Here is a 22,238-nt window from a genome sequence, read left to right as displayed (position 1 = left end):
GTCCTTAGCTTTGCCCATGCGCTACGCATTCGCCGTGCCGCCACAGGGCCCATTGCCCCGGTTCGTAGCGCTGCCAGGTCTCGTTCTCGGTCAGGGCCTCGGTGGCAATCACCGTGACCACGTCGTTGGGGGTCGTTTCGGTGTGAAAATCGACGATCAGGTCGACATCTTTCAAACGGGCCGCACCAAACGGCGCACGCCGGGTAATGTGCACCAGCTTGGTGGAGCAGAAACAGAACAGCCAGTCGCCGTCGCTGAGCAGGCAGTTGAACACGCCCTTGCCACGGAATTCGGCACAGGCTTCGACCAGCACCGGCAGCAGCTGTTCCACGGCAACCGGCTCGGGGAAGGCCGCACGCACACGGTTGAGCAGGTCGCAGAATGCCGCTTCGCTGTCGGTGTCGCCCACCGGGCGGTAGAACGTGGCCTGGCCCTTGAAGTCGCCCAACTGGCCGTTGTGCGCGAAGCACCAGTTGCGGCCCCACATTTCGCGCACGAACGGGTGGGTGTTGGACAGGCACACGCGGCCAACGTTGGCCTGGCGGATATGGCCGATCACCACTTCACTCTTGATCGGGTAGCGCTGCACCAGGTTGGCCACCTCCGACTCGCTGCTCGCGGCCGGGTCCTGGAACAGGCGCAGGCCGCGCCCTTCGTAGAAGCCGATGCCCCAGCCGTCACGGTGCGGGCCAGTACGCCCGCCACGCTGCATCAGGCCGGTGAAGCTGAAGACGATGTCGGTAGGGACGTTGGCACTCATGCCCAGCAATTCGCACATGGTCGGGCTCCGCTTACAGACGAGGCTCGACCCGGCCACGGCCACCGGCAGGCGGGGCGGGTGGCGGGTCGTTGCGGTAACGGTCCTGGCGCTCGGCGGCCAGCGAGGTATCGCTGACCATCGCGTTGTCCTCGGCGGCGCGGCGCTGGGCGGCCGCCTCGGCCTGCTCGCGGCGGGCGCGGGCGCGGTTTTCCAGCGGCCAGCGAATCAGCACGAAGACGATGTACAGGGCGAAGGCGATCATGCCGTACATGGCGATGTCCGACACCGCTCGCCAGGCATTGCCACCCACCTTGAAGGCCAGGTCCAGGGCGGTGATGGCGATGGCCGGGGCGAAGCTGTCCTTGACCGGGTCGACCACGGTCGGGGTCAGCAGCAGCACCGCCACGATCACCCGCAGCGGTTCACGCAGCCAGCGCCACATCCAGCCAGTGAGCTTGAAAGCCACCAGCAGGCAACCCAGGGCGGCGACGGCGTAGAGCGCCCAGGCGAAGGTATAGTCGTTCTGGATCATGGGGTTCGTGCAAGCCAGGCAAAGAGATGCCTATGATAAACACTTTTCCGGGCGCAGACAGCGTTTGCCTGTGCCGGCCTCTTCGCGGGGCAAGCCCGCTCCTACACAGGCGTCATTGCCGGTGATTCGTTTGTAGGAGCGGGCTTGCCCCGCGAAGAGGCCAGCACAGGCAACCCCATTCAAGGATCCCCAATGCCAATCAAGCCCCAACCCCCCATCGCCCGCCAGGACCAGGCTGCCGACCCCTACGCCTGGCTGCAACAGCGCGACACCCCCGAAGTGCTCGATTACCTGCAGGCGGAAAACGCCTACCAGCAGGCCTGCCTGGCCGACCAAGAGCCCCTGCGCGAACAGCTGTTCGAGGAAATCAAGGGCCGCATCCTGGAAACCGACCTGTCGCTGCCCTCGCCCTGGGGCCCCTACCTGTACTACACCCGCACCACCGCCGGTGACGAATACCCGCGCCATTACCGCTGCCCGCGCCCAGCCGACGACTCCAACACCGTCGATCAAAGCCAGGAACAGCTGCTGCTCGACCCCAACGCCCTGGCCGGCGGCGGCTTCCTGTCGCTGGGCGCGTTCAGCGTCAGCCCCGACCACCGCCTGCTGGCCTACAGCCTGGACACCAGCGGCGACGAAATCTACACCCTGTACGTCAAGGACCTGGCCAACGGCAGTGTGACCACCCTGCCCTTCGACGACTGCGACGGCAGCCTGACCTGGGCCAACGACAGCCAGACGCTGTTCTTCGCCGAGCTGGACGACACCCACCGCCCCTGGCGCCTGCGCCGCCATACCCTGGGCGACGCCGGGGCAAGCACCGTGTTCGAGGAGGCCGACGGCCGTTTCTTCCTGCACTGCTACCGCACCAGCTCCGAACGCCAGTTGGTGCTGCTGCTCAACAGCAAGACCACCAGCGAGGCCTGGGTGCTCGATGCCCAGACCCCGCAGGCCGCATTCACCTGCCTGGCCCCGCGGGTCGAAGGCCACGAATACTTCCCCGACCACGGCCAGCTCGACGGCCAGTGGCGCTGGTTCATCCGCAGCAACCAGGCCGGCATCAACTTCGCCCTGTATCACGCCCCGGCAGCCCCCGTACCGGGCCGCGAGGCGTGGCAGGAGCTGGTAGCGCACCGCGATGAAGTGATGCTCGAAGGCCTGAGCCTGAATGCCGGCGCCCTGACCTTGAGCCTGCGCGAAGGTGGCCTGCCGATCATCGAAGTCCACCCCCAGGGCCTGGCGCCCTACCGTGTGGAATTGCCAGACGCCGCCTACAGCCTGTATGTGCAAGACAGCCTGGAGTTCGCCAGCACCCGTGTGCGCCTGCGCTACGAAGCGCTCAACCGCCCGGCCCAGGTGCGCCAGCTGGAGCTGGCCAGCGGCGCCCAGCAGGTGCTCAAGCAAACCCCGGTGTTGGGCGAGTTCGACGCCGACGACTACGTCAGCCAGCGCCTGTGGGCCACCGCGGCGGATGGCACCCAGGTGCCGATCAGCCTGGTGCGCCGCCGCCAGGACCTGGACAAGACCGTGCCACTGTACCTGTACGGCTATGGCGCCTACGGCGAAAGCCTCGACCCGTGGTTCTCCCATGCTCGCCTGAGCCTGCTGCAACGTGGCGTGGCCTTCGCCATTGCCCATGTGCGTGGCGGTGGCGAACTGGGCGAAGCCTGGTATCGGGCGGGCAAGCAGGAGCACAAGCACAATAGCTTCAGCGACTTCATCGCCTGTGCCGAGCACCTGATCGCCGAGGGCGTGACGGCTGCCGAGCGCCTGGCCATCAGCGGCGGCAGCGCCGGCGGCCTGCTGATGGGCGCCGTGCTCAACCTGCGCCCGGCGTTGTTCCGCTGCGCCATTGCCGAAGTGCCGTTCGTCGATGTACTCAACACCATGCTCGACCCCGAGCTGCCGCTGACCGTCACCGAATACGACGAATGGGGCAACCCCGAGGAGCCCGAGGTGTATGCCCGGATCAAGGCCTATGCACCCTACGAGAACGTCAGTGCCCAGGCCTACCCGGCCATGCTGGTGGTGGCTGGCTACAACGACAGCCGCGTGCAGTACTGGGAAGCGGCCAAGTGGGTGGCGCGCCTGCGCACGCACAAGACCGACGACAACTTGCTGCTGCTCAAGACCGAAATGGGCGCCGGGCATGGCGGCATGAGCGGGCGCTACCAGGGGCTGCGGGATGTGGCGTTGGAGTATGCGTTCGTGTTTGGGGAGTTGGGGGTGGAGTGAGGGCTGGGGCGTCCGCCGCCAGGCATTCAGTGCCTGTGAGACCGAGCGCCGCCCGCGCGGCGCATCGCAGGCAAGCCTGCTCCTACAGGCGCTGAAATTGTGATGCCGCTAATCATCCTGCACCGGCGGTTTCGGCACCTCCGGGCGCAGGCCCGGTAGTTCCTGATCCTTTGGCGGCCCTGGCAGCGGCATCGGCGGCAACAGCGGCGCACCGGGCTGGCCATCGTCGGCCCTAGGGGGCGCGCTGGGGGTGATCTGCGGGTAAGGCGTAGGCGTTGCCGTGCCGGGTGCACCGGGCACCGGCGTGCTCAACCTGGGCGGCGTGCCGGCCGCCTCGGCCAGGGGCACGGCAGCCAACAGCAGCGTGGCGAGGATCGCAGAAAACATCAGCAACCTCCTGTCGGGAACCTTCCTACAGGCTACGCCGATATTCGAGTTTTCGCCTGTCCGCCTGCCACGCAAGCGCGCTAGACTCAATGGCATAACCGTCATCTGCCTGATCAGAACAAAGGAAATACCATGAGTTCGGCTTCCACCTCCGCCGCCACCGCCCGCCTCGACCGCATCCTCGCCGACGCCAAGCGCGACAAGGAGATGGGCTACCGCGACAAAGCCCTGAAAATGTACCCGCACGTGTGCGGCCGCTGCGCCCGCGAGTTTTCCGGCAAGCGCCTGAGCGAGCTGACCGTGCACCACCGCGACCACAACCACGACAACAACCCCCAGGACGGCTCCAACTGGGAACTGCTGTGCCTGTACTGCCACGACAACGAGCACTCGCGCTACACCGACCAGCAGTATTTCAGCGAAGGCTCGCTCAGCACCCCAAGCATCGCCAAGGCAACCCACAACCCGTTCGCCGCCCTGGCCGGCATGCTCAAGAAAGACTGACGGTCAGCACACCCCCCGCTGCTGCCGGCAAGCCCGTATAATCGCGCTCTTTTTTTCACGAAGGGCCCCGGCACGTGGCAAACAAACGGTACAGCTGCATCGGCCTGTTCAACCCCAAGTCTGCGGAGAACGTCGGTTCGGTGATGCGCGCAGCGGGTTGCTACGGCGTCAACTCGGTGTTCTACACCGGCAAGCGCTACGAGCGCGCACGCGACTTCGTCACCGACACCAAGCGGGTGCACTACGACATTCCGCTGATCGGCATCGACGACCTGCAACGCATCATTCCCCTGGGCTGCACGCCGGTGGCGGTGGAGTTGGTGGACGGCGCCCGGCCTTTGCCGGAATACACCCACCCAGACCGGGCGATCTACATCTTCGGGCCTGAGGATGGCTCGCTGAGCGAAGAGGTGCGCGGGTGGTGCGAAGAGACGATCTACATTCCCACCCAAGGCTGCATGAACCTGGCGGCGACGGTGAATGTGGTGCTGTATGACCGCATGGCCAAGGGGTTGAATACCCGCTCGGGGCCCAAGTTCAAATAGAAAAGGCCGCCTTTGCGTTGGCAGGGCCAATCGCGACCTGCGGTCGCTCCTACGACGGGAACGCAATGCCCCTGTAGGAGCGACCAAAGGTCGCGATGGGCCCTGCTGACGCAAGGCGGCCGGCTGGTGCTGAGCTCCGTCAGAACAGCACCGGTCTTGCTCAGGTCACGAAGCGTTGATCCAGATGGTCTTCAGCTCCGTGTACTGGTCATGGGCCCAGATGGACTTGTCGCGCCCACCAAAGCCAGACTCCTTGTAGCCACCGAACGGCGTGGTGACATCACCCTCGCCGAAGCAGTTGACCGTCACCACGCCCGCGCGGATTTCACGCGACAGGCGCAGCGCATTGCGCAGGCTGCCGGTGTAGGCCGAAGCGGCCAGGCCGTAGACGGTGTCGTTGGCCAGCTCAATGGCCTCGTCGATGGTTTCGAAGCTGGTCACGCTCAGCACCGGCCCGAAGATTTCCTCGACGAACAGCTTGTTGTCACGGCCCACGTTGTCGACGATGGTCGGCTGGATGAACACACCGTCCTCGGTTTCGCCACCCTGAACCACCGTGAGCTTCTGCTCGGCGGCGTATTCCAGGTACGACTTGACCTTCTCGAAGTGCGACTTGCTGACCATGGCGCCCAGGCGGTTATCCGGGTCCAGCGGGTCGCCCAGCTTCCAGTCCTTCAGGTGTTTGGCGATCAGGCCCAGCAGCTCGTCTTTCACGTCCTTGTGGACGATCAGGCGCGAGGACGCCGAGCAGTTCTCACCCATGTTCCAGAACGCACCGGCGGTGACGAACTGAGCCACTTCGTCGAGGTCTTCGCAGTCGTTCATGACCACGGCCGGGTTCTTGCCACCCAGCTCCAGGACGATGCGCTTGAGGTTGGACTCGGCGGCGTATTTCAGGAACAGGCGGCCGGTGTCGGTGGAGCCGGTGAAGCTCACCATCGGGATGTCCATGTGGCGGCCGATGGCCTCGCCCACTTCACGGCCACCGCCAGGCACCAGGTTGAACACACCCGCTGGAATGCCCGCCTCGTGGGCCAGCTCCGCCACGCGCAGGGCGCTGAGGGTGGTTTCCTTGGCTGGCTTGACCACGATCGAGCAACCGGCGGCCAGCGACGGGGCGATCTTCCAGGCCAGCATCAGCAGCGGGAAGTTCCACGGCAGCACCAGGCCGACCACGCCGATGGCTTCACGCACCACCATGGTCACGGCAGCGTTGCCGGTTGGCGCGGTGGCGTCGTAGATTTTGTCGATCAGCTCGGCGTGCCAGCGGATGGTGTGGATGGTTTCCGGCACGTCGACGTTCTGGCACTCGCTGACCGGCTTGCCGCTGTCCAGCGCTTCCAGCACGGCCAGTTCGTGGGCGTTGTCTTCGAGCAGCTGGGCGAACTTGAGCAGCACGTGCTTGCGGTCGTTGGGCTGCATCTTCGACCAGCTGCCGTCTTCGAACACGCGCGTGGCGGCAGCCACGGCGACGTTCACGTCATTGACGTCGCAGGCGGCGATTTCAGCCAGCTGCTGGCCGGTGGCCGGGTTGGTGGTGACGAAGGTGCGGCCAGAGATGGCATCGCGGAATTCACCGTCGATGAACGCCTGGGTGCGCAGCTGCAGTTCGGCGGCGATAGCCGCGTATTGTTCCTTGCTCAGCAATTCAGCCATTTTTCCAGCCTCCTTAGTTGATCTGGGCGATGGTGGCCTTCAGCTCGGTGACCACGCGCTTGAGTTCTGCCTTCTCGGCGTCATCCAGGTCGTACAGTGGCTTGCGCACGCCGCCGGTTTTCAGGCCGTTCAGGGCAACGCCGTTCTTGATCGACTGGACGAACTTGCCACCTTCGAGGAAGTCCATCAGCGGCATCATGGCGGCCATGATCTTGCGGCCCTTGTCGAAGTTCTTCTCGATCACGCAGGCCTCGTACAGGGCCACGTGCTCGCGCGGGATGAAGTTGGAGCCGGCGCAGACCCAGCTCTTGGCGCCCCAGGCGAAGAATTCCAGGGCCTGGTCGTCCCAGCCGCACGACAGATGGATGTTCGGGCGCTGGATGGCCAGGCGGTGCAGCTGGGCCATGTCACCGGAGCTTTCCTTGATGGCGACGATGTTCTTCACGTCGGCCACGGCGTCGAAGAACTCCTCGCCCATGCTCACGCTCATGCGGCCTGGGTAGTTGTAGAGCATGATCGGCAGGCCGGCAGCGGCGTCGACGGCTTTGACGTGCAGGGCGATTTCCTGCTGGGTCGGCAGGGCGTACGGCGGGGTGCCCACCAGCAGCGCGTCTGCCTTGATTTCCTTGGCGTGCTGGGCAAAGGCCACGGCGTCTTCGGTGCGGATGCCACCGGTGCCGACGATCAGCGGCAGGCGGCCGTTGAGCACGTCCTTGGCCTGGGCGGCCAGCTCGATGCGCTCCTGGGTGGTGTGGGCGTAGTACTCGCCGGTGGAGCCGCCGATGATCACGCCATGGATCTTCGACTCGACCAGGTATTCGAGCACGTCGGCGAACGCCGCCTTGTCGATCGAGCCGTCCGCAGCCAGCGGGGTGATTGCCGGGGTGTAGATGCCTTCGAATTTCACGGTAGGAACTCCTGCGCGTTGATCAGTGTTGTAAAGGCCACGGCGGATTCACGCCGTGGCAGGTTGTCATTCGGTTCAGCCCAGCGAAGCGGCCTGTTGCAGGTTCAGCGAACGGGTTTCCGGCGCCAGCGCAACCGAGAAAGCCAGGCCGACGAAGGTCACGGCAGCGGCGGCATACATGGTGGCGCCGATGCCATAGCTGTCCAGGGCGATGGGCACCAGCCAGGTACCGACGGCGGCACCGACCCGCGACATCGAGGTGCCCACGCCCACGGCGCCGGCACGGATTTCGGTGGGGAACAGTTCATTGGGGTACACCAGCTGCAGCACCTGGGCACCGCCGATGAACAGGGCGTAGGCGCCGAACAGCACGAGGATGAGCATCTCGTTGCCGTTGCTGAAAGCGCCAAGGCCAAGCAAGGCCAGCCCCGACCAGAAGAAGCTGTGCAGCAGCGTGGTGCGCCGGCCAATGGTGTTGAGCAGGCGGGTGCCGATGATGCAGCCGACCACGAACAGGCAGGTGATCGCCACCGAGCCGATCGACGCCCAGTCCCCTTTCAGATTCAGCGCACCCAGCACCTTTGGAGCGAAAGCGTAGACGGCGAACACCGGGATCACCGAGCAGGTCCAGAACATGGTGACGAACAGCATGCGCTTGCCGTAGCCCGAGTGCAGCAGGCTGAGGAACGACAGCTTGCGGGTCTTGGGCTCCTCAGGCAGGTTCTTCAGGCTGAAGCCATTGCCGTAGACACGCTTGATCACCTGCTCGGCCTCGGCCGAGCGGCCTTTGCTGATCAGCCAGCGCGGCGACTCCGGGGTGCCCAGGCGGATGGCGAACAGCAGCGCGCCGATCACTGCGGCGCTGGCCAGCACCAGGCGCCAGGCATCATCGCCACCGTGGCGCAGGATCGCCTCACCCACCATGTAGGCGGTGGCGGCACCGGCGAACCACAGCACGGTCAGGGTGGCCAGGCGTGGGCCACGGTTCTTCTTGGGCAGGAACTCCACCAGCAACGAGGTGGCCACGGGGTACTCGATACCCACCGCAATGCCGATGGCAAAGCGCAGCAGGAACAGGGTGAGCGCCGACTCCACCCAGAATTGCGCGACCGAGGCCAGGATGAACAGGGTCGGGCCAACGAAGAACACGCGCTTGCGGCCGAAGCGGTCGGTCAGCCAACCGCCGAAGAAGCCGCCGAAGAAGATGCCGATCAGCGCCGAGGCGGCGATCATGCCCTGCCAGAAGCTGGTCAGGTTCAGGCCTGCGGCCATCTGCACCATGGCCACGCCGATGATGCTCAACACATAGCCGTCGACGAACGAGCCGCCGCCGGAGCGCAGGGTCAACAACTGGTGGAAGTTGCTGATCGGTACATCTTCAATCGAAATATTCGGACTTGTCATTGTTGTTCCTACCACTTCTTCTGCATGCACATATTCAAGGCGAGCGCGTCCGCGACACTGAAAATTCCATTCAGCCCCGGGTGATCGGACGGCGCATCTCGATCATCAAATTCGGGCAAAGGGCGCCCGTGCCGGCTAACTAAAGCCTGCGTCAAACAGTCAATTGGCTACTTCAAGTAACGGTTAGCTTTCCTTGCCAGCGCGGAACTGCCCCCACATCAAGTTGGCGTTCAAGCCCAGGGAAACCAAGGGCTGCGGCGGGTTCGCACAAGGCCCGGGGGCATTGAGCAGAAACTCGATCAATTCGTTCTTGTCGCCGGCCAGCCAGTCGGCCAGCAACTTGCCGGTCACCGTGCCGCGGGTCACGCCCAGGCCGTTACAGCACAGCGCACCGAATACATTGGGGGCCAACTTGCCGAAGAAGCCCATGTGGTTGCGCGACAGGGCCAGTGCACCGCCCCAGGTGTATTCGAAGTCCACCCCGGGCAACATCGGGAAGCGCCGGGCGAACGAGTCGCGGTGGCGCTCGACGAAGCGTTCCAGGTACTTGCGGTTGCTGCGCCCGTCGGGGTTGTAGCTGAAGCTGTTGCGAATCAGCAGGCGGTTGTCGACGGTGCGGCGCATGGTAGTGCCAAACGGGTCGGCGGGAATCACGCCCCAGTAGGGCTTGCCGCCCAAGCGCGCCTGTTCGTCCTCGGTCAGCGGGCGGGTGATGCTGCCGTAGGTGAACACCGGCAGCATGCGGCCCTTGAGGAAGCCAAAGCTCATGCCGAAGGCGTTGGTGGTCAGCACCAGCTTGTCGGCGGTGATCGAGCCATTGGCGTGACGCAGCACGACCTTGTCGCCATATTCGACGTCGGTGATGGGCGTGTGCTCGTAAAGCGAGACGTTGCTCGGCAGGCTGTCGGCCAGGCCCTTGACCAGCGCCGAGGGTTGCAGCAGCGCGGTGCCTGGGGTGAACAGGCCCTTGCGGTAGAAGTGCGTGCCGATGTGCTCGGGCAGGTCGCGCCCTTCGATCACCTCGTAGGGCTGGCCAAGCTTGTCCAGGCCGCGGCGGTAGGCGTCGAGCACGGCGATGCCGCGGTCTTCGATGGCGGCCTGGTACTTGCCGCAATGGCGGAACTGGCACTCGATGTCGAAGCGCTCGATCAGTTCCTTGAGGTACGACTGGCCGCCTAGGTTGAGCTTGAGCACCGTCTTGGCGATGCCGATATCGCCAATGTAGTCCTCGGCACCGATGTCGTGGGGCAAGTCGATGGCGAACCCGGCGTTGCGCCCGGAGGTGCCGAAACCGACCTCCTGGGCCTCGATCAGCACGATCTCGTCATCGGGGAAGTTCGTTGCCAGCTGGCGCGCGGCGGCAAGGCCGGTGAAACCGGCGCCAACCACAACCCAGCGTGCCTGGCTATGGCCACGGTGGGCCGGCCTTGGCGTGCGGGGTTTGCTCAGGTGATACCAGCCACAGGTGGCATCATCAGCAGGTAACGAACTTATTCTTGTCATGTCACTAACCTGGTGCGTGTTGTTGTCGGTGGCCGACGCCTGGGCGCAGGCCTGGGTGGTTCAAATATGAATCGGCACATCCAGCCCATGCGGGGCGGCGTATTCGGCCATGCGCCGACGCGACAGCTCGAAGTGCTCGCGCACCAACTGGCCGGCAACCTGCGGGTCGCGGCGCTCGATGGCATCGATCATCTGGTCGTGCTGCTCGCAGGCGATTTCGAGGTCGCGCTGCATGTCGTCGGTGGTCGGGTGGCGGTAGAAAATCTTGCCCAGGCGGGTATGGTCGATCAGCAGGCGGCGCAGGCTCGGCATCAGGTAGTCGTTGTGCGCCATCTTGCCGATTTCCAGGTGGAAGGCGTCGTTGTAGAGCACGCGGTTTTCCACATCACGCTGTTCGATGGCCTGGCGGAACAGGGCCTGGATGCCGCGGAGGGTTTCGATTTCCGCGGCCGACGCATAGGTTGCGGCCAGCTGGGTGGTGGCAACGTAGATCAACGGCGCGGCGACGAAGAAGCTGTGCAGCGACTCGTGGTTCATGGCGGCCACGCGCGGGGCGCGGTTGGCTTCAAGCTCGATGTAGCCTTCGGCGGCGATCTGGCGCAGCAGTTCGCGAACCGGGGGGCGCGACAGGCCAAATTCGTCGCACAGGGCCAGTTCGTCCACCACGGCGCCTGGGGCCAGCTCCATGCTGAGAATCCGGCGGCGCAGGGCCTCGGCAAGGACGGCTTTGCGGTCCTGCGGCACTTCTGCTGCGAGTGGTTGAACGGTGGCTTTCATGGCGGCCTTCTTTGTTGTCATAGAGCTATGTCTACTATTTGTATAACGACTATAGGGCACTGTTAGACAATGTGTCTACAGCATTTTCGATGAACGGTGAAATCTGTCCGGGCCTTTGTTTTAAAGGGTTTTCGAGGGATTCAGGGGTGAGATTAAACACCCTTGGGGGCTGCATTGCCAAACCAGACAGGTAATTATCCAGACAAGACAGATTGGGCTTTTCAGCGCCTGCACGAACGAGCGCCGCCTGGGCGGCGCATCGCGAGCTGCGCTCGCTCCTACAGGGGATTTGCACCATCCTGGTAGGAGCGAGCAACGCTCGCGATGCGCCGCGCAGGCGGCGCTCGGTCTAGAACGAAGGCGAGTCAGGCAGCCGCCAGCGCCTCCTGCCGCGCATGCCGCTTGCTGGTAATTACCCCCAACACCAGGATCACCAGCGCCAATGCCAGGGTCAACGACACCTCCATCCGGTGCTGCGGCATCACGAACATGGTGCCCAGGGCGAACACGATGAAGCCAATCACCGCATAGGTCAGCCACGGGTACAGCCACATCTTGAAGGCGATTTCGACGTTCTGCTGCTGCAGGATGGCGCGCATGCGCAATTGCGAGAAGGCGATGGCCAGGTACACCAACAGCGCGATGGAGCCGGAACTTGCCAGCAGGAAGGCGAACACCTCGGCCGGGGCGAAATAGTTGACGATGGTGGCCAGCATGCCGATCAGCGTACTGCCGATCACCGCCGCCCGTGGCACGCCCACCTTGGAGGTACGTTGGATGAAGCCCGGCGCATCACCGCGCTTGCTCAGCGAATAGAGCATGCGCGAGGAGATGTAGATCGACGAGTTCAGGCAACTGGCTACCGCCACCAACACCACCATGTCCACCAGCAGCTTGGCGTAGGGGATGTGCATTATTTCCAGCGCGCGCTGGTAGGAACCCTGGACCGGCAGCAGCGGGTCGTTCCACGGCACCACCGAGATGATCACGAAGATCGACAGCAGGTAGAACACGCTGATGCGCCAGATCACCGAGCGGGTGGCCTTGGCGATGTTGCGCGCCGGGTCTTTGGACTCGGAAGCCGCGATGGTCACCGCCTCAGTACCCAGGTAGCTGAACATGGTGGTGAGCAAGGCGCCGATGATCGCCGTCCAGCCATTGGGCATGAAACCGCCCTGCTCGCCCAACAGGCGCGGCAAGCCGCTGACTTCACGGCCCGGCAGCACACCGGCCAGGGCCGCGGCGCCCAGGGCGATGAAGGCGACGATGGCGATGACCTTGAGCATGGCGAACCAGAACTCGAACTCACCGTACTTGGCCACGCTGAACAGGTTGGTGGCGGTCAGCAGCACGGTCATGCTCAAGGCAAAGAACCAGGCATCGATGTGCGGGAACCAGTTGTTGAGGACCACGCCAGCGGCGATGGCTTCGATGGGGATTACCAGCACCCAGAACCACCAGTACAGCCAGCCGATGGTGAACCCGGCCCAGCGCCCGATGGCGCGGTCGGCGTAGGTGGAGAAGGAACCGGTGTCGGGGCTGGCCACCGCCATTTCGCCCAGCATGCGCATCACCAGCACCACCAGCGCCCCGGCCAGGGCGTAGGCGACGATCGCCGATGGCCCGGCGGCGGCGATGGCATGGCCGGAGCCGATGAACAGCCCGGCGCCGATTACCCCGGCGATGGAAAGCATGGTCACATGGCGTTGCTTGAAGCCTTGCGCCAGCTGATTGCCGGCGCCACTCGCGCTTGTCGTTGTCATCCTGATCCCTGCTGTTGTTTTTTTGTGGAGGGGGACGTGAAGCTCCTGGGTCGAAACCCAGCGTGGATGAGCTTCGCGCGGGTTCAGGTTAATCCTGCGCAGGCTTGGCCCAGTTGCCCGTATCCGCCAGGGAGTTGACCAGACCGGACATTGGCGGGCGCACAAGGCCTATTGCAGAGCCTTTGCGACCGGCGAGAGGGGATGACGGTGACCTGTAGGAGCGGGCTTGCCCGCGATGAGGCCGGTGCAGGCTAGTGCAGGGCCTTGCTCTGCAACACCTCGGACCTTCGCCCCAGCACATTCTCACTGATCTGCACGAACTCCTCGGTGCTCACGCTTGGCAGGCGCATCAGCGCTCGGGTTACGTCGTCCAGCGAACGCTTGGCCTGGGTATGGATGCGGATTTCCTTGTCCAGCGCCTGCAGCAACACCACACCACGGGCAATCTGCGCCTGGCTGGCGTGCTCGCCACGCAACTGGGTGACCTTGCCGCCATGCTTCTGCAGCCGCGCCTGCCACACCTCATAGCGGTCATCGCTGATCCCCCCGGCGCGGCGCAGCAGTTCGCTGGCGTAATACTCGGTCAGGCTGTGGCCCAGCCAGTCGCTGTTGTCGCGCACGCGAATCTGCGCAAACAGCTGCACCAGCTCACGCAGCAGCGGGCTGCTGCCGTTCTCGCTGACCATCGGCCGGCTGCTGTGCAGGTAGATCGAACCGTTCGCCGCCATCGCCCCGCGCCACAACCCATCGCGCCCGCCCACCAGCAGCAGCTTGGCCGGGTTGCGCGGGAACACCGCCTGCAACTGCGGCCACACGAAGGTCAGCAGGGTCAGGCTGTCCATCCGGCGCATGCCCTGGCCCACTGGCGCGGCCACGGTGACGTCGGTTTCGCCCAGCCGCGCGCGGCGGCTGCCGAGGTCGCCGGCCAGCATCCAGCCGGTGGGGCGGTCGAACAGGCGCGATACGTTGTCGATTCGAAACTTGTCCTTGCCGATGCGGGGCCAGGCAGTCTCGATGCTTTTCCAGCCCTCGGGCAGGTCGACAGTCAGGCGCGCCACCAGCTCGGTGCCGTCCTGCTGGTCGAGGCGGGCCGGCGGCACCAGCTGGTCGCCGAGGAACAGCGCCCAGTGCGGGGTGATGCGCGAGGTGAAGGCACCATTGCGCTGCTTCTGCTCAAGCTTGACCCGGTAGCTGAGGCTGGTCTTGCCCGCCGCCGGGCGCCACACGCCCCGCTCGCCCTGCTGCTGCCATTGGCCATCGGCCTGGAAGCCGCTGTAGGCGCCGGCCTTGCCCAGGTCGAAGTCCAGGCTGCGCACCGCACCGCCGTCCTCCAGGGTCAGGCGCACTTCGGCCTGGCCACTGGCAGGCAACAGGCGCACCTGGTAGTCGAGGTCGACTTTCTTGGCCCAGGCCGTGGAACTGGCCAACAGGCCAAGGAGCAATACGAGCTGGCAACGCATGCAGAAACTCCTTGTCACTCAAGGGCGACGGCGCCCCACCCGGTTAACTGGCGCGGAAAATCAGGTGGTCTTCCCAGTCGTCTTCATCCACATCATGTTCACTGAGCATACGCCCCGATTGCGAAATACGCTGTTCATGCACCTGCTTGCGGTCACCGCACACCAGGTGATGCCAGGCCGGCAGGTCCTTGCCCTCGCTGACCAGGCGGTAGCCGCAGGTGCTTGGCAACCACTTGAACTGGTCGGCCTTGCCTGGGGTGAGCTGGATGCAGTCGGGCACCTGGGCGAAGCGGTTGAGGTAGTCGCTGCACTGGCAGGTGTGAAGGTCGAGCAGCTTGCAGGCGATGCGCGTGTAATAGACGCTGTTGTCGTCTTCATCCTCTAGTTTCTGCAGGCAGCACAGGCCACAGCCGTCACACAGCGACTCCCACTCTTGCGGGCTGAGTTGTTCGAGGGTCTTGCGCCGCCAGAACGGGGCGTTTTCAGCGATCATCACACGGGGTTCCTGCAGTCATCTCGGCGCCGCGGCGCGCGGCGGCGCCAGTCTAGAGCCTGGCCCGCAGCAACGCTAGACCGCTTGTCAGTGCCAGGGGTAACGCAGTAGCGTTGGCGCTTTGCCACCCACTTGCAGGAGCCACCATGAGTGCTACCCCCCGCATTGCCGACTACGCCATCAACGAGCAGTTCATCAACCGCTGGTCGCCACGCGCCTTCACCGCCGAGCCCATCAGCGAGGAAACCCTGCTGAGCTTCCTGGAAGCCGCCCGTTGGGCACCGTCGGCCTACAACTCGCAGCCCTGGCGCTTCCTTTATGCACGCCGCGACACGCCAAGCTGGGAGCGTTACCTGAGCCTGCTGGTGCCGTTCAACCGCAGCTGGGCGCAGCAGGCGTCGGCGCTGGTGCTGGTGATCTCCAAGACCACCTTCGCGGCGCCTGGCTCGACGGAAGAAAAACCAGCCCTGTGGCACACCTTCGACACCGGTTCCGCCTGGGGCCACCTGGCGCTGCAAGCCAGCATCAGTGGCTGGCACACCCACGGCATGGCCGGTTTCGACCAAGCCCTGGCACGCCAGGAACTGAAGATTCCCGAAGGCTATGAGCTGCATGCCATGGTGGCGATCGGCAAGCTGGGCGACAAGGCCAGCCTGGAAGAGGCGCTGCAGGCGCGTGAAGTGCCAAGCCCGCGCCGGCCGCTGAGCGAGTTGGCGGCTGAAGGGGATTTCAGCCTGTAAGGGTTGTATTGCCGGGGCCGGCCCTTTCGCGGGGCAAGCCCGCTCCTACAAGGGTTGCGATACCTGTAGGAGCGGGCTTGCCCCGCGAAGAGGCCGGCCCAGGTAAAACCAATCAATACCCCCGGTCGAAATCGACCTCCCCACGCAACCCCTGCCCCGCCCCATACGCCCGCACATTTTCAGCAAACAACCGCACCATCGCCGCCGGTGAGGTCGGCGCCGAACTGTGCCCGGTCAGCAGCAGCCCCCAGGCGGTCCAGAACGGATGCCGCTGGGGCAATGGCTCCTGCCGGCACACATCGATCACCGCGCCCGCCAGGTGCCCTTGCTTGAGCGCCTCGACCAGGTCGGCATCGACCACCGCCACCCCGCGCCCGGCATTGATGAACAACGCCGTGGGCCGGAAGCGCTGGAACAGCGCCGCGTCATACAGGTCGTGGGTAGCCGGGGTATCGGGCAGCAGGTTCAGCACGTAGTCCACCTGCCCAACCAGCCGCGGCAAGTCCGCCAGCCCCGCCACCTCGACGAACGGTGCCTGCTCGCGGGCACTGCTGGCAACGCCATACAGGGTCACGCCGAACGGCACGAGGAATTCGGCGACCCGCTGGCCGATATCGCCGGTGCCGACGATCAGCACCTTGCGCCCTTCCAGGCTGCGCCCAGGCCGCTCGTCCCAGCGCCGCTCCACCTGGCTCACCAGGCGCGACAACACCTCGCGCTCGTGGCCAAGCATGTAGGTGAGCATGTACTCGGCCATCACCTGGCCGAAGATGCCCACCGCACGGGTCAGGCGGTAATCACGCGGCAAGCCCTGGGCCAGCAACGGCGTGATCCCGGCCCAGGTCGACTGCATCCACTGCGGCTTGTGGCCCTGGCGCAACAGGCTGGCCAGCAAGTCGGGCTGGCCCAGCCAGACCTCGCACTGGGGGGCCAGGCGCGCCAGTTCGGCCGAGTCGCCGCTGGTCAGGATGCACAGCTCGGGCGCCGCTACGCCCAGCAGCTCGGCGTAGCGGGCGTGGTCATGCTCAGCGATCAGTACGCGCATGGTCAGGCCGGGTCGTTACGGCGCAGGAGCTCTTCGGGCAGGTGCTCGATGTAGTCGTCGTCCGGCGGCGGCATCTGCAGGTGGTAACCCTGGTTGTCGAGGTTTTCCAGGACCTTGTTGATGTCCTCGCGGGCCAGCTTGCGCTCGGGGCTGAGCACCAGGTCGAAGGCGTGCACGGGGTTGCCGAAGAACGGCAGCAGGCCTTCGGGCACCCGCTCCAGGCCATCGGCCTTGAGCACGTAGAGGTACATTTCGTTCTTGCGGGGGCTCTTGTAGATCGAGCAAATGCGTTTCATGGTTTGTCTCCGGCACCTGCCAGGTCATCGAGCAGGGCCTGGCCCATGCGCTCGCGGCGCCAGCCGCGCAGCGCATCGGGCAGTTGATAGGGGCCGTTGGGGTAGCCGCTCTTGAGCAGGGCTTCCAGGGCTTTCTTGCGCAGCATCAGCTCAGGGGCTATGCCTAGGCGCTCGCCTTCGGCCTGGCCGATGGCACGCAGGCGCTTGAGGATACCGGCGGCCTCGATCGGCAGCGGCTCGGGCAGCGGCGCGGGCCATTGCTCCGGCGGCAGGCTGGCGGCACGCTTGATCAGCTCAAGCAGGAAGGCGCCGTCCTGGCGGATGGTGCGCGGGTGCATGTCTTCGATCTTGGCCAGCGCCGAAAGGTTATCCGGCTGGCCCTTGGCCATGGGCCACAGCGAGTGTTCCTTGAGGATGCGGTTGCGCGGCACGTCGCGGCTGCGCGCTTCACGCTCGCGCCAGGCGCACAGTTCGCGCAGCACCGCCAGCTGCTGGCGGCCGAGCTTCCAGGCCAGCTTGACGTCGCGGTACAGGGTTTCGGGTTCCACTTCACGGCGCAGCGCGGCCACCAGTTCGGCGCCGTCTTCCAGCACCCAGGCGTACTTGTCGTCCGACAGCCGCGGGCGCAGGGCGGTGAACAGCTCGGCCAGGTGCACGGCATCCTCGGCGGCGTAGCTCACCTGGGTGTCCGACAGCGGGCGTTGCAGCCAGTCGGAGCGGGTTTCGCCCTTGGGCAGCTCGATGCCCAGCACTTCCTGCACCAGGCGCGAATAGCCCATGGAGAAGCCCAGGTTCAGGTAGCCGCCGGCCAACTGCGTGTCGAACAGCGGCTGCGGCAACTTGCCGGTCAGGCGCAGCAGCACTTCGAGGTCTTCGCTGCAGGCATGCAGCACCTTGACCACGCCGCTGTCCTCCAGCAGCTCGCCCAACGGCTGCCAATTGCGGATCAGCAACGGGTCGATGAGAAAGGCCCGCTGGCCGTCGCCGACCTGTACCAGGCCGGCCTTGGGGTAGAAGGTATCGACCCGCATGAACTCGGTGTCGAGCGCTACGAAGGGCAGTTCGCGCCACGTACGGCAGTGATCGGCCAGGGTCTGGTCGTCACGGATCCAGTGAATTTCGATGGCCACGAGGCTCTCCCACTAACATTGGCGCGCAGTATATACGGCGCGGGCCCTGCTGGTGAAACCTGCGCCATCCCTGCAATGGATGAACGGCTCAGCGCTTGGCGGTCAGCCAGGGCCGGCAACTGGCAAACAGGTCCAGCGATTGCTGGTAAACCTCGGTGTGCACCTGCAACAGGCCCAGCATCGAGTGGAACAGGTTGTCCTGCGACAGCGGTGCATCGCTGAGCTTGGCCAGGCAGTCGGTGTCGACGCCAAAGTCCTCCTTGTAGTTGTCGGAGAACCAGGCCAGCAACGGCACGTGCTTCTGCTGCTCGGGGGCGATGGCATAAGGGGTGCCGTGCAGGAACAGGTTGTACTCACCCAGCGACTCGCCGTGGTCGGACAGGTAGACCATGGCCGTGTCGACCTTGTCCTGCTTGCTGCGCAGGGTGTCGATCAGCGAAGACAGCACCTTGTCGGTATAGGCCAGGGTGTTGTCGTAGCCGTTGATGATCTCCTGCTCGGTGCACTGGTTCAGCGCATTGCTCTGGCACACCGGGGTGAAGCGCTCGCTGCCGCGTGGGTAGCGCTTGAAGTATTCGGGGCCATGGCTGCCCATCTGGTGCAGCACCAGCACGGTGTCCTGGTCGAGGTTGTCGATCAGTTCGGCCAGGCCCTGCAGCAGGATTTCATCGTGGCACTCGCCGCTGGCGCACAGCTGTGGGTCCCTGAGGTTGCTCACGTCGACGAACTGCACACGGTCGCAGGTGCCCTTGCAGCCGGCCTGGTTGTCCCGCCACTGCACCTGCAGGCCCGCCCGCTGGAGGATGTCCAGCAGCCCTTCGCGGTTCTTCGCCACCCGGGCGTCGTAGTCCTTGCGCTTCATGCCAGAGAACATGCAAGGCACCGACACAGCGGTTTCAGTACCGCAAGAATGCACGTCGGAAAAACTCAGCAAGCCTTGTTGCCTGGCCAGGTTTGGGGTGGTGTCGCGGTCGTAGCCGAGCACGCCGAAGTGGTCCGCCCGGGCACTTTCACCCACTACCAGCACGGTGAGCGACTTGCGCTCGTGTTTCTGCCAGGCCACATCGCGCCGGGCATCTTCGCCGTAACTCTGGAACGGGCGGGCGGCGGTGCCGACACGTTCGTTGATATAGCCGATGGAGGCACCGACGATATTGCTCGGGGTGAGCATCAGGCGCAGTTCGTGGTGGTTGCGAAACAGCGAGGACAGGCCCTGGTAGTTGACCAGCGCCACCGAGCCCAGGGCCACCACGCAGGCGCCGCTGACCACCAGCTTGCCCAGCAGCTCGCGGTGCCAGGCGCGGTAGGCGATGGGCGCTTTCCACAACAATACCGAGGGCACGACACCGAGCAGCAGGATATACGCGGCAAACTTCAACGACATCAAGTCGCGGACTTCCGAAACATTGGTTTCGGCCATGTTGCGGAACATGCCGGCATCAATAAGTACACCATATTGGTTCATGAAGTAAGCGGCGCCGGCGCCACTCATGAACAACACGATCAATATGGGTTTGAGTACATAACGGAAGGCAACCAGGGTGAGCACCAGGTTGAAGGCGAACAACATCAGTGCAGCGAACGCCAGGCTCAGCCACAGGCCGGTCAGGCCAGGCGGCACCACTTCTTGCAGGTGCTCCCAGAGGAACATGTTGAAGCCAAGCAGCAGGTAAAGGCTGGCCAGCAGCGTGACCCATTCAGTCCGCAGGGATTTGAAGTTGAGCATCGGTGTTCGCAATCAAGAGTCATTATCAACCCACGGCGTTGAAAACACCGTGGGAAAGTTGGCCGAACTCTAGAAAGGCCACCATGAATTTTTTGTGAAAAAGACGCCAACAAATTCGTGAGCCGGGCTATTTTTCACAATTAATTAAACTTCATTCAGCCGCCGTTCAGCCGCGCCGACCTGCGCAAAGGCGGCTATCCTCAAAGGTCAGGACCTAACCGACTACCCTGACAGAGGTGAAGAAATGCCAGTTCCGCACGATCTGCTCGCTGACCTGCACATTACCGCTGACGCATTCCAGGCGCTCATTGACAAGGACCAGGACCTGCACAAGCTGCACAAGGAATACAACACCAAGGACAAGGAGGTGCTGGCCGCCGAGGCCAATGGCACCAATGACGAGGCGGTGAACCGCCTGCGCAAGGAAAGGTTGCTGCTCAAGGACAAGATCGAGCGGATTATTCATCCGCCTAAAGCCTGATAGATCGCTATCGAATGGACTGGCCTCATCGCGAGCTTTGCTCGCTCCTACGGGGGATGGCGATCCCTGGTAGGAGCGAGCAAAGCTCGCGATGAGGCCGGTAGCCGCTACACCGCCGCCGAAGCCTTGAGCGCCCCGTCCAGGTCCTCGATCAGGTCACGGTAATCCTCGATCCCCACCGACAACCGCAACAGGTTCTCGCTGATTCCCATCTCGCCTTTCTGCGCCGGGCTCAAGGAATTGTGCGACATGCTCCAGGAGTGGTTGATCATGCTCTCCACCCCGCCCAGCGAGTCGGCCAGCACAAAGATCTGCAGCGCTTCCACCAGCCGGTTCAGCGCCGCGCGGTCACCGCCCTTGATCTTCATCGCCACCACCGCGCCGCCACTGCGCATCTGCCGCTTGCACAGCGCATGCTGCGGGTGGCTTTCCAGCCCCGGGTAGAACACCTGCTCGACCTGCGGGTGGCCTTCGAGAAAACGCGCCACCTGCAGTGCGTTGGCGCACTGGCGCTCCATGCGCACGTCCAGGGTCTTCAGCCCGCGCAGGGCCAGGTAGCAGTCGAACGGCCCCTGAATGGCGCCCACCGCCATGCTGATGCGGCGCAGGCGCTTGTGCAGGGCCTCGCTGGCCGCTACCACCACCCCGCCGGTGAGGTCGGAGTGGCCGCCGATGTACTTGCTTGCCGAGTGCATCACCAGGTCCACGCCGAGGGTGATCGGGCGCTGGTTCCACGGCGAGCAGAAGGTGTTGTCGATACAGGTGAGGATGCCGCGGGCACGGGCCAGGTCGCACACCGCCTTGATATCCACCAGGTGCAGCAGCGGGTTGGTCGGCGATTCGATCCAGATCAGCTGGGTTTCCGGCCTGATGGCCGCCGCCACCGCGGCGATGTCGTTGAGGTCGACATAGGTGGTGGCCAGGCCCGAGGTGTGCCCACGGAAGTCTTCCAGGATGCGGAAGGTGCCGCCGTAGACGCCGTTCATCACCACCACATGGGCATCCTTGGGCAGCAATTCGAGCACCGTGGCGGTGGCGTTCACCCCCGAAGCACATGCCACTGCACCCACGCCCTCCTCCAGCGCCGCCACGCAGCTTTCGTAGGCGTGCCGGGTCGGGTTGCCGACACGGCTGTAGGCGTAGTCGGGGTGGTCGTCGAGGCTGCGCTTGACGTAGGAACTGGCGGTGTAGATGGGCGGAAAAATGGCGTTGTCGGCGACGCTGAACTGATCGCCGGCGTGAATGGTACGGGTGGCGAAACTACGCGGCTTGTCGGACATGGTCGGGCCTATTGGCAGGATTCAAGCCTGCCACTATGGCAACAACCGGGCGCGGCAGCAATGCCGGCACCCTGCGGGAAATTTTCCTGGCCGTGGGGTAATCTGGGGAAAATTTTTCTCGCAGGTTACCCGCCCCATGGACAGTTTCGACCAGCATATTCTCAGCCTGCTGCAGCGTGACGCGGCCATGTCCCTCAAGGACCTTGCCGAAGCGGTGAACCTGTCGACCACACCCTGCTGGAAACGGGTCAAGCGCCTGGAAGAGGAAGGCTACATCATAGGCCGCGTCGCACTGCTGGACCCCGAGCGCCTGGGGCTGGGGCTGACCGTGTTCGTCCAGCTCAAGACCCAGCGCCACGACAGCGCCTGGCTTGAGCAATTCGCACAGACGGTCAAAGGGTTCGAGGAGGTGATGGAGTTCTACCGCATGTCCGGGGACTGGGACTACATGTTGCGGGTGGTGGTGGGTGATATCGCGGCGTACGACCGCTTCTACAAGAAGCTGATTACCTCTACCGAGGGGTTGTCGAACATTACGTCCAGTTTTGCCATGGAACAGATGAAGTACACTACGGCCTTGCCGGTGCGTCGGTCCTGATACGGTGTGGGGCCTC

General features: G+C 64.4%; 22 protein-coding genes. 6 read left to right on the top strand and 16 right to left on the bottom strand.

Features of this window, described 5'->3' with window-relative positions:
• Positions 1–4: 4 nt before the first annotated feature.
• Together F3J44_RS22905 and F3J44_RS22900 are read right to left on the bottom strand one after the other, a co-directional pair.
• The gene (locus F3J44_RS22905) at positions 5–778 is read right to left on the bottom strand and encodes a class II glutamine amidotransferase (RefSeq protein ID WP_167059495.1); all 774 of its coding nucleotides are present in this window, start codon (positions 776–778) and stop codon (positions 5–7) included.
• Between the two features lie 13 nt (positions 779–791).
• The gene (locus F3J44_RS22900; protein ID WP_167059492.1) at positions 792–1,292 is read right to left on the bottom strand and encodes an MFS transporter; all 501 of its coding nucleotides are present in this window, start codon (positions 1,290–1,292) and stop codon (positions 792–794) included.
• Positions 1,293–1,484: 192 nt separating this feature from the next.
• Between F3J44_RS22900 and F3J44_RS22895 the strand changes: the two genes are divergently transcribed.
• On the top strand, positions 1,485–3,527 hold the full coding sequence (locus F3J44_RS22895) for a S9 family peptidase (protein WP_167276320.1): 2,043 nt from the start codon (positions 1,485–1,487) through the stop codon (positions 3,525–3,527).
• Between the two features lie 108 nt (positions 3,528–3,635).
• Here the strand turns inward: F3J44_RS22895 and F3J44_RS22890 are convergent, their stop codons facing one another.
• Positions 3,636–3,914: a hypothetical protein gene (locus F3J44_RS22890; protein ID WP_167276317.1), complete on the bottom strand. Its 279-nt coding sequence runs from the start codon at positions 3,912–3,914 to the stop codon at positions 3,636–3,638.
• A 132-nt stretch (positions 3,915–4,046) separates the two neighbouring features.
• On the opposite strand from F3J44_RS22890, the gene F3J44_RS22885 reads away from it, so the two are divergent.
• On the top strand, positions 4,047–4,418 hold the full coding sequence (locus F3J44_RS22885) for a YajD family HNH nuclease (RefSeq protein WP_016391897.1): 372 nt from the start codon (positions 4,047–4,049) through the stop codon (positions 4,416–4,418).
• A gap of 74 nt (positions 4,419–4,492) precedes the next feature.
• On the top strand, positions 4,493–4,963 hold the full coding sequence (locus tag F3J44_RS22880; RefSeq protein WP_167059483.1) for an RNA methyltransferase: 471 nt from the start codon (positions 4,493–4,495) through the stop codon (positions 4,961–4,963).
• 165 nt (positions 4,964–5,128) lie between these two features.
• On the opposite strand, the gene F3J44_RS22875 is transcribed toward F3J44_RS22880, so the two are convergent.
• From F3J44_RS22875 to F3J44_RS22840, 8 genes are all read right to left on the bottom strand, one after another.
• Positions 5,129–6,619 (bottom strand): aldehyde dehydrogenase, encoded by a 1,491-nt coding sequence (locus F3J44_RS22875; RefSeq protein ID WP_167059480.1) that lies wholly within the window; start codon positions 6,617–6,619, stop codon positions 5,129–5,131.
• Between the two features lie 13 nt (positions 6,620–6,632).
• Positions 6,633–7,526, bottom strand: coding sequence for a dihydrodipicolinate synthase family protein (locus tag F3J44_RS22870; protein ID WP_167276314.1), 894 nt, complete (start codon positions 7,524–7,526; stop codon positions 6,633–6,635).
• 75 nt (positions 7,527–7,601) lie between these two features.
• Positions 7,602–8,930, bottom strand: coding sequence for an MFS transporter (locus F3J44_RS22865; protein ID WP_167276312.1), 1,329 nt, complete (start codon positions 8,928–8,930; stop codon positions 7,602–7,604).
• 183 nt (positions 8,931–9,113) lie between these two features.
• Positions 9,114–10,433, bottom strand: a complete 1,320-nt coding sequence (locus F3J44_RS22860) for an FAD-binding oxidoreductase (protein WP_167276310.1) — start codon at positions 10,431–10,433, stop codon at positions 9,114–9,116.
• A gap of 60 nt (positions 10,434–10,493) precedes the next feature.
• Entirely contained in the window at positions 10,494–11,210 is a 717-nt protein-coding gene (locus tag F3J44_RS22855) for a GntR family transcriptional regulator (protein WP_167276309.1), read from the bottom strand.
• 365 nt (positions 11,211–11,575) lie between these two features.
• A complete protein-coding gene (gene gabP, locus F3J44_RS22850) occupies positions 11,576–12,973 on the bottom strand; it encodes a GABA permease (protein WP_167276307.1) in 1,398 nt (465 codons plus the stop codon).
• A gap of 251 nt (positions 12,974–13,224) precedes the next feature.
• Positions 13,225–14,433 (bottom strand): hypothetical protein, encoded by a 1,209-nt coding sequence (locus F3J44_RS22845; RefSeq protein ID WP_167276305.1) that lies wholly within the window; start codon positions 14,431–14,433, stop codon positions 13,225–13,227.
• A 43-nt stretch (positions 14,434–14,476) separates the two neighbouring features.
• Entirely contained in the window at positions 14,477–14,926 is a 450-nt protein-coding gene (locus F3J44_RS22840; RefSeq protein WP_167276304.1) for a YcgN family cysteine cluster protein, read from the bottom strand.
• A gap of 146 nt (positions 14,927–15,072) precedes the next feature.
• On the opposite strand from F3J44_RS22840, the gene F3J44_RS22835 reads away from it, so the two are divergent.
• A complete protein-coding gene (locus F3J44_RS22835; protein ID WP_167059456.1) occupies positions 15,073–15,666 on the top strand; it encodes a nitroreductase family protein in 594 nt (197 codons plus the stop codon).
• 112 nt (positions 15,667–15,778) lie between these two features.
• Here the strand turns inward: F3J44_RS22835 and F3J44_RS22830 are convergent, their stop codons facing one another.
• From F3J44_RS22830 to F3J44_RS22815, 4 genes are all read right to left on the bottom strand, one after another.
• On the bottom strand, positions 15,779–16,711 hold the full coding sequence (locus F3J44_RS22830; RefSeq protein ID WP_167276302.1) for a D-2-hydroxyacid dehydrogenase: 933 nt from the start codon (positions 16,709–16,711) through the stop codon (positions 15,779–15,781).
• A 2-nt stretch (positions 16,712–16,713) separates the two neighbouring features.
• Positions 16,714–17,007: a YcgL domain-containing protein gene (locus tag F3J44_RS22825; protein WP_167276300.1), complete on the bottom strand. Its 294-nt coding sequence runs from the start codon at positions 17,005–17,007 to the stop codon at positions 16,714–16,716.
• Positions 17,004–18,137, bottom strand: a complete 1,134-nt coding sequence (rnd, locus tag F3J44_RS22820) for a ribonuclease D (RefSeq protein ID WP_167059447.1) — start codon at positions 18,135–18,137, stop codon at positions 17,004–17,006. The genes F3J44_RS22825 and rnd overlap by 4 nt, the downstream gene beginning before the upstream one ends.
• Positions 18,138–18,225: 88 nt before the next feature.
• Positions 18,226–19,863: a phosphoethanolamine transferase gene (locus F3J44_RS22815; protein ID WP_167276298.1), complete on the bottom strand. Its 1,638-nt coding sequence runs from the start codon at positions 19,861–19,863 to the stop codon at positions 18,226–18,228.
• A gap of 244 nt (positions 19,864–20,107) precedes the next feature.
• Here F3J44_RS22815 and F3J44_RS22810 point away from each other — a divergent pair, with 244 nt between their 5' ends.
• A complete protein-coding gene (locus tag F3J44_RS22810) occupies positions 20,108–20,344 on the top strand; it encodes a YdcH family protein (protein ID WP_027918648.1) in 237 nt (78 codons plus the stop codon).
• Positions 20,345–20,451: 107 nt separating this feature from the next.
• Here F3J44_RS22810 and F3J44_RS22805 read toward each other — a convergent pair whose 3' ends face one another.
• Complete coding sequence (locus F3J44_RS22805; RefSeq protein ID WP_205300070.1) at positions 20,452–21,624, bottom strand: PLP-dependent aspartate aminotransferase family protein; 1,173 nt, start codon at positions 21,622–21,624, stop codon at positions 20,452–20,454.
• Between the two features lie 136 nt (positions 21,625–21,760).
• Here F3J44_RS22805 and F3J44_RS22800 point away from each other — a divergent pair, with 136 nt between their 5' ends.
• The gene (locus F3J44_RS22800) at positions 21,761–22,222 is read left to right on the top strand and encodes an Lrp/AsnC family transcriptional regulator (protein ID WP_167276295.1); all 462 of its coding nucleotides are present in this window, start codon (positions 21,761–21,763) and stop codon (positions 22,220–22,222) included.
• The last annotated feature ends 16 nt before the right edge of the window (positions 22,223–22,238 follow it).

Source organism: Pantoea sp. Tr-811 (genome assembly GCF_011752535.1).
GTDB lineage: Bacteria > Pseudomonadota > Gammaproteobacteria > Pseudomonadales > Pseudomonadaceae > Aquipseudomonas.
The sequence above is the reverse complement of the archived record's forward strand: the minus strand, read 5'-3'. Positions and strand labels throughout refer to the sequence as shown.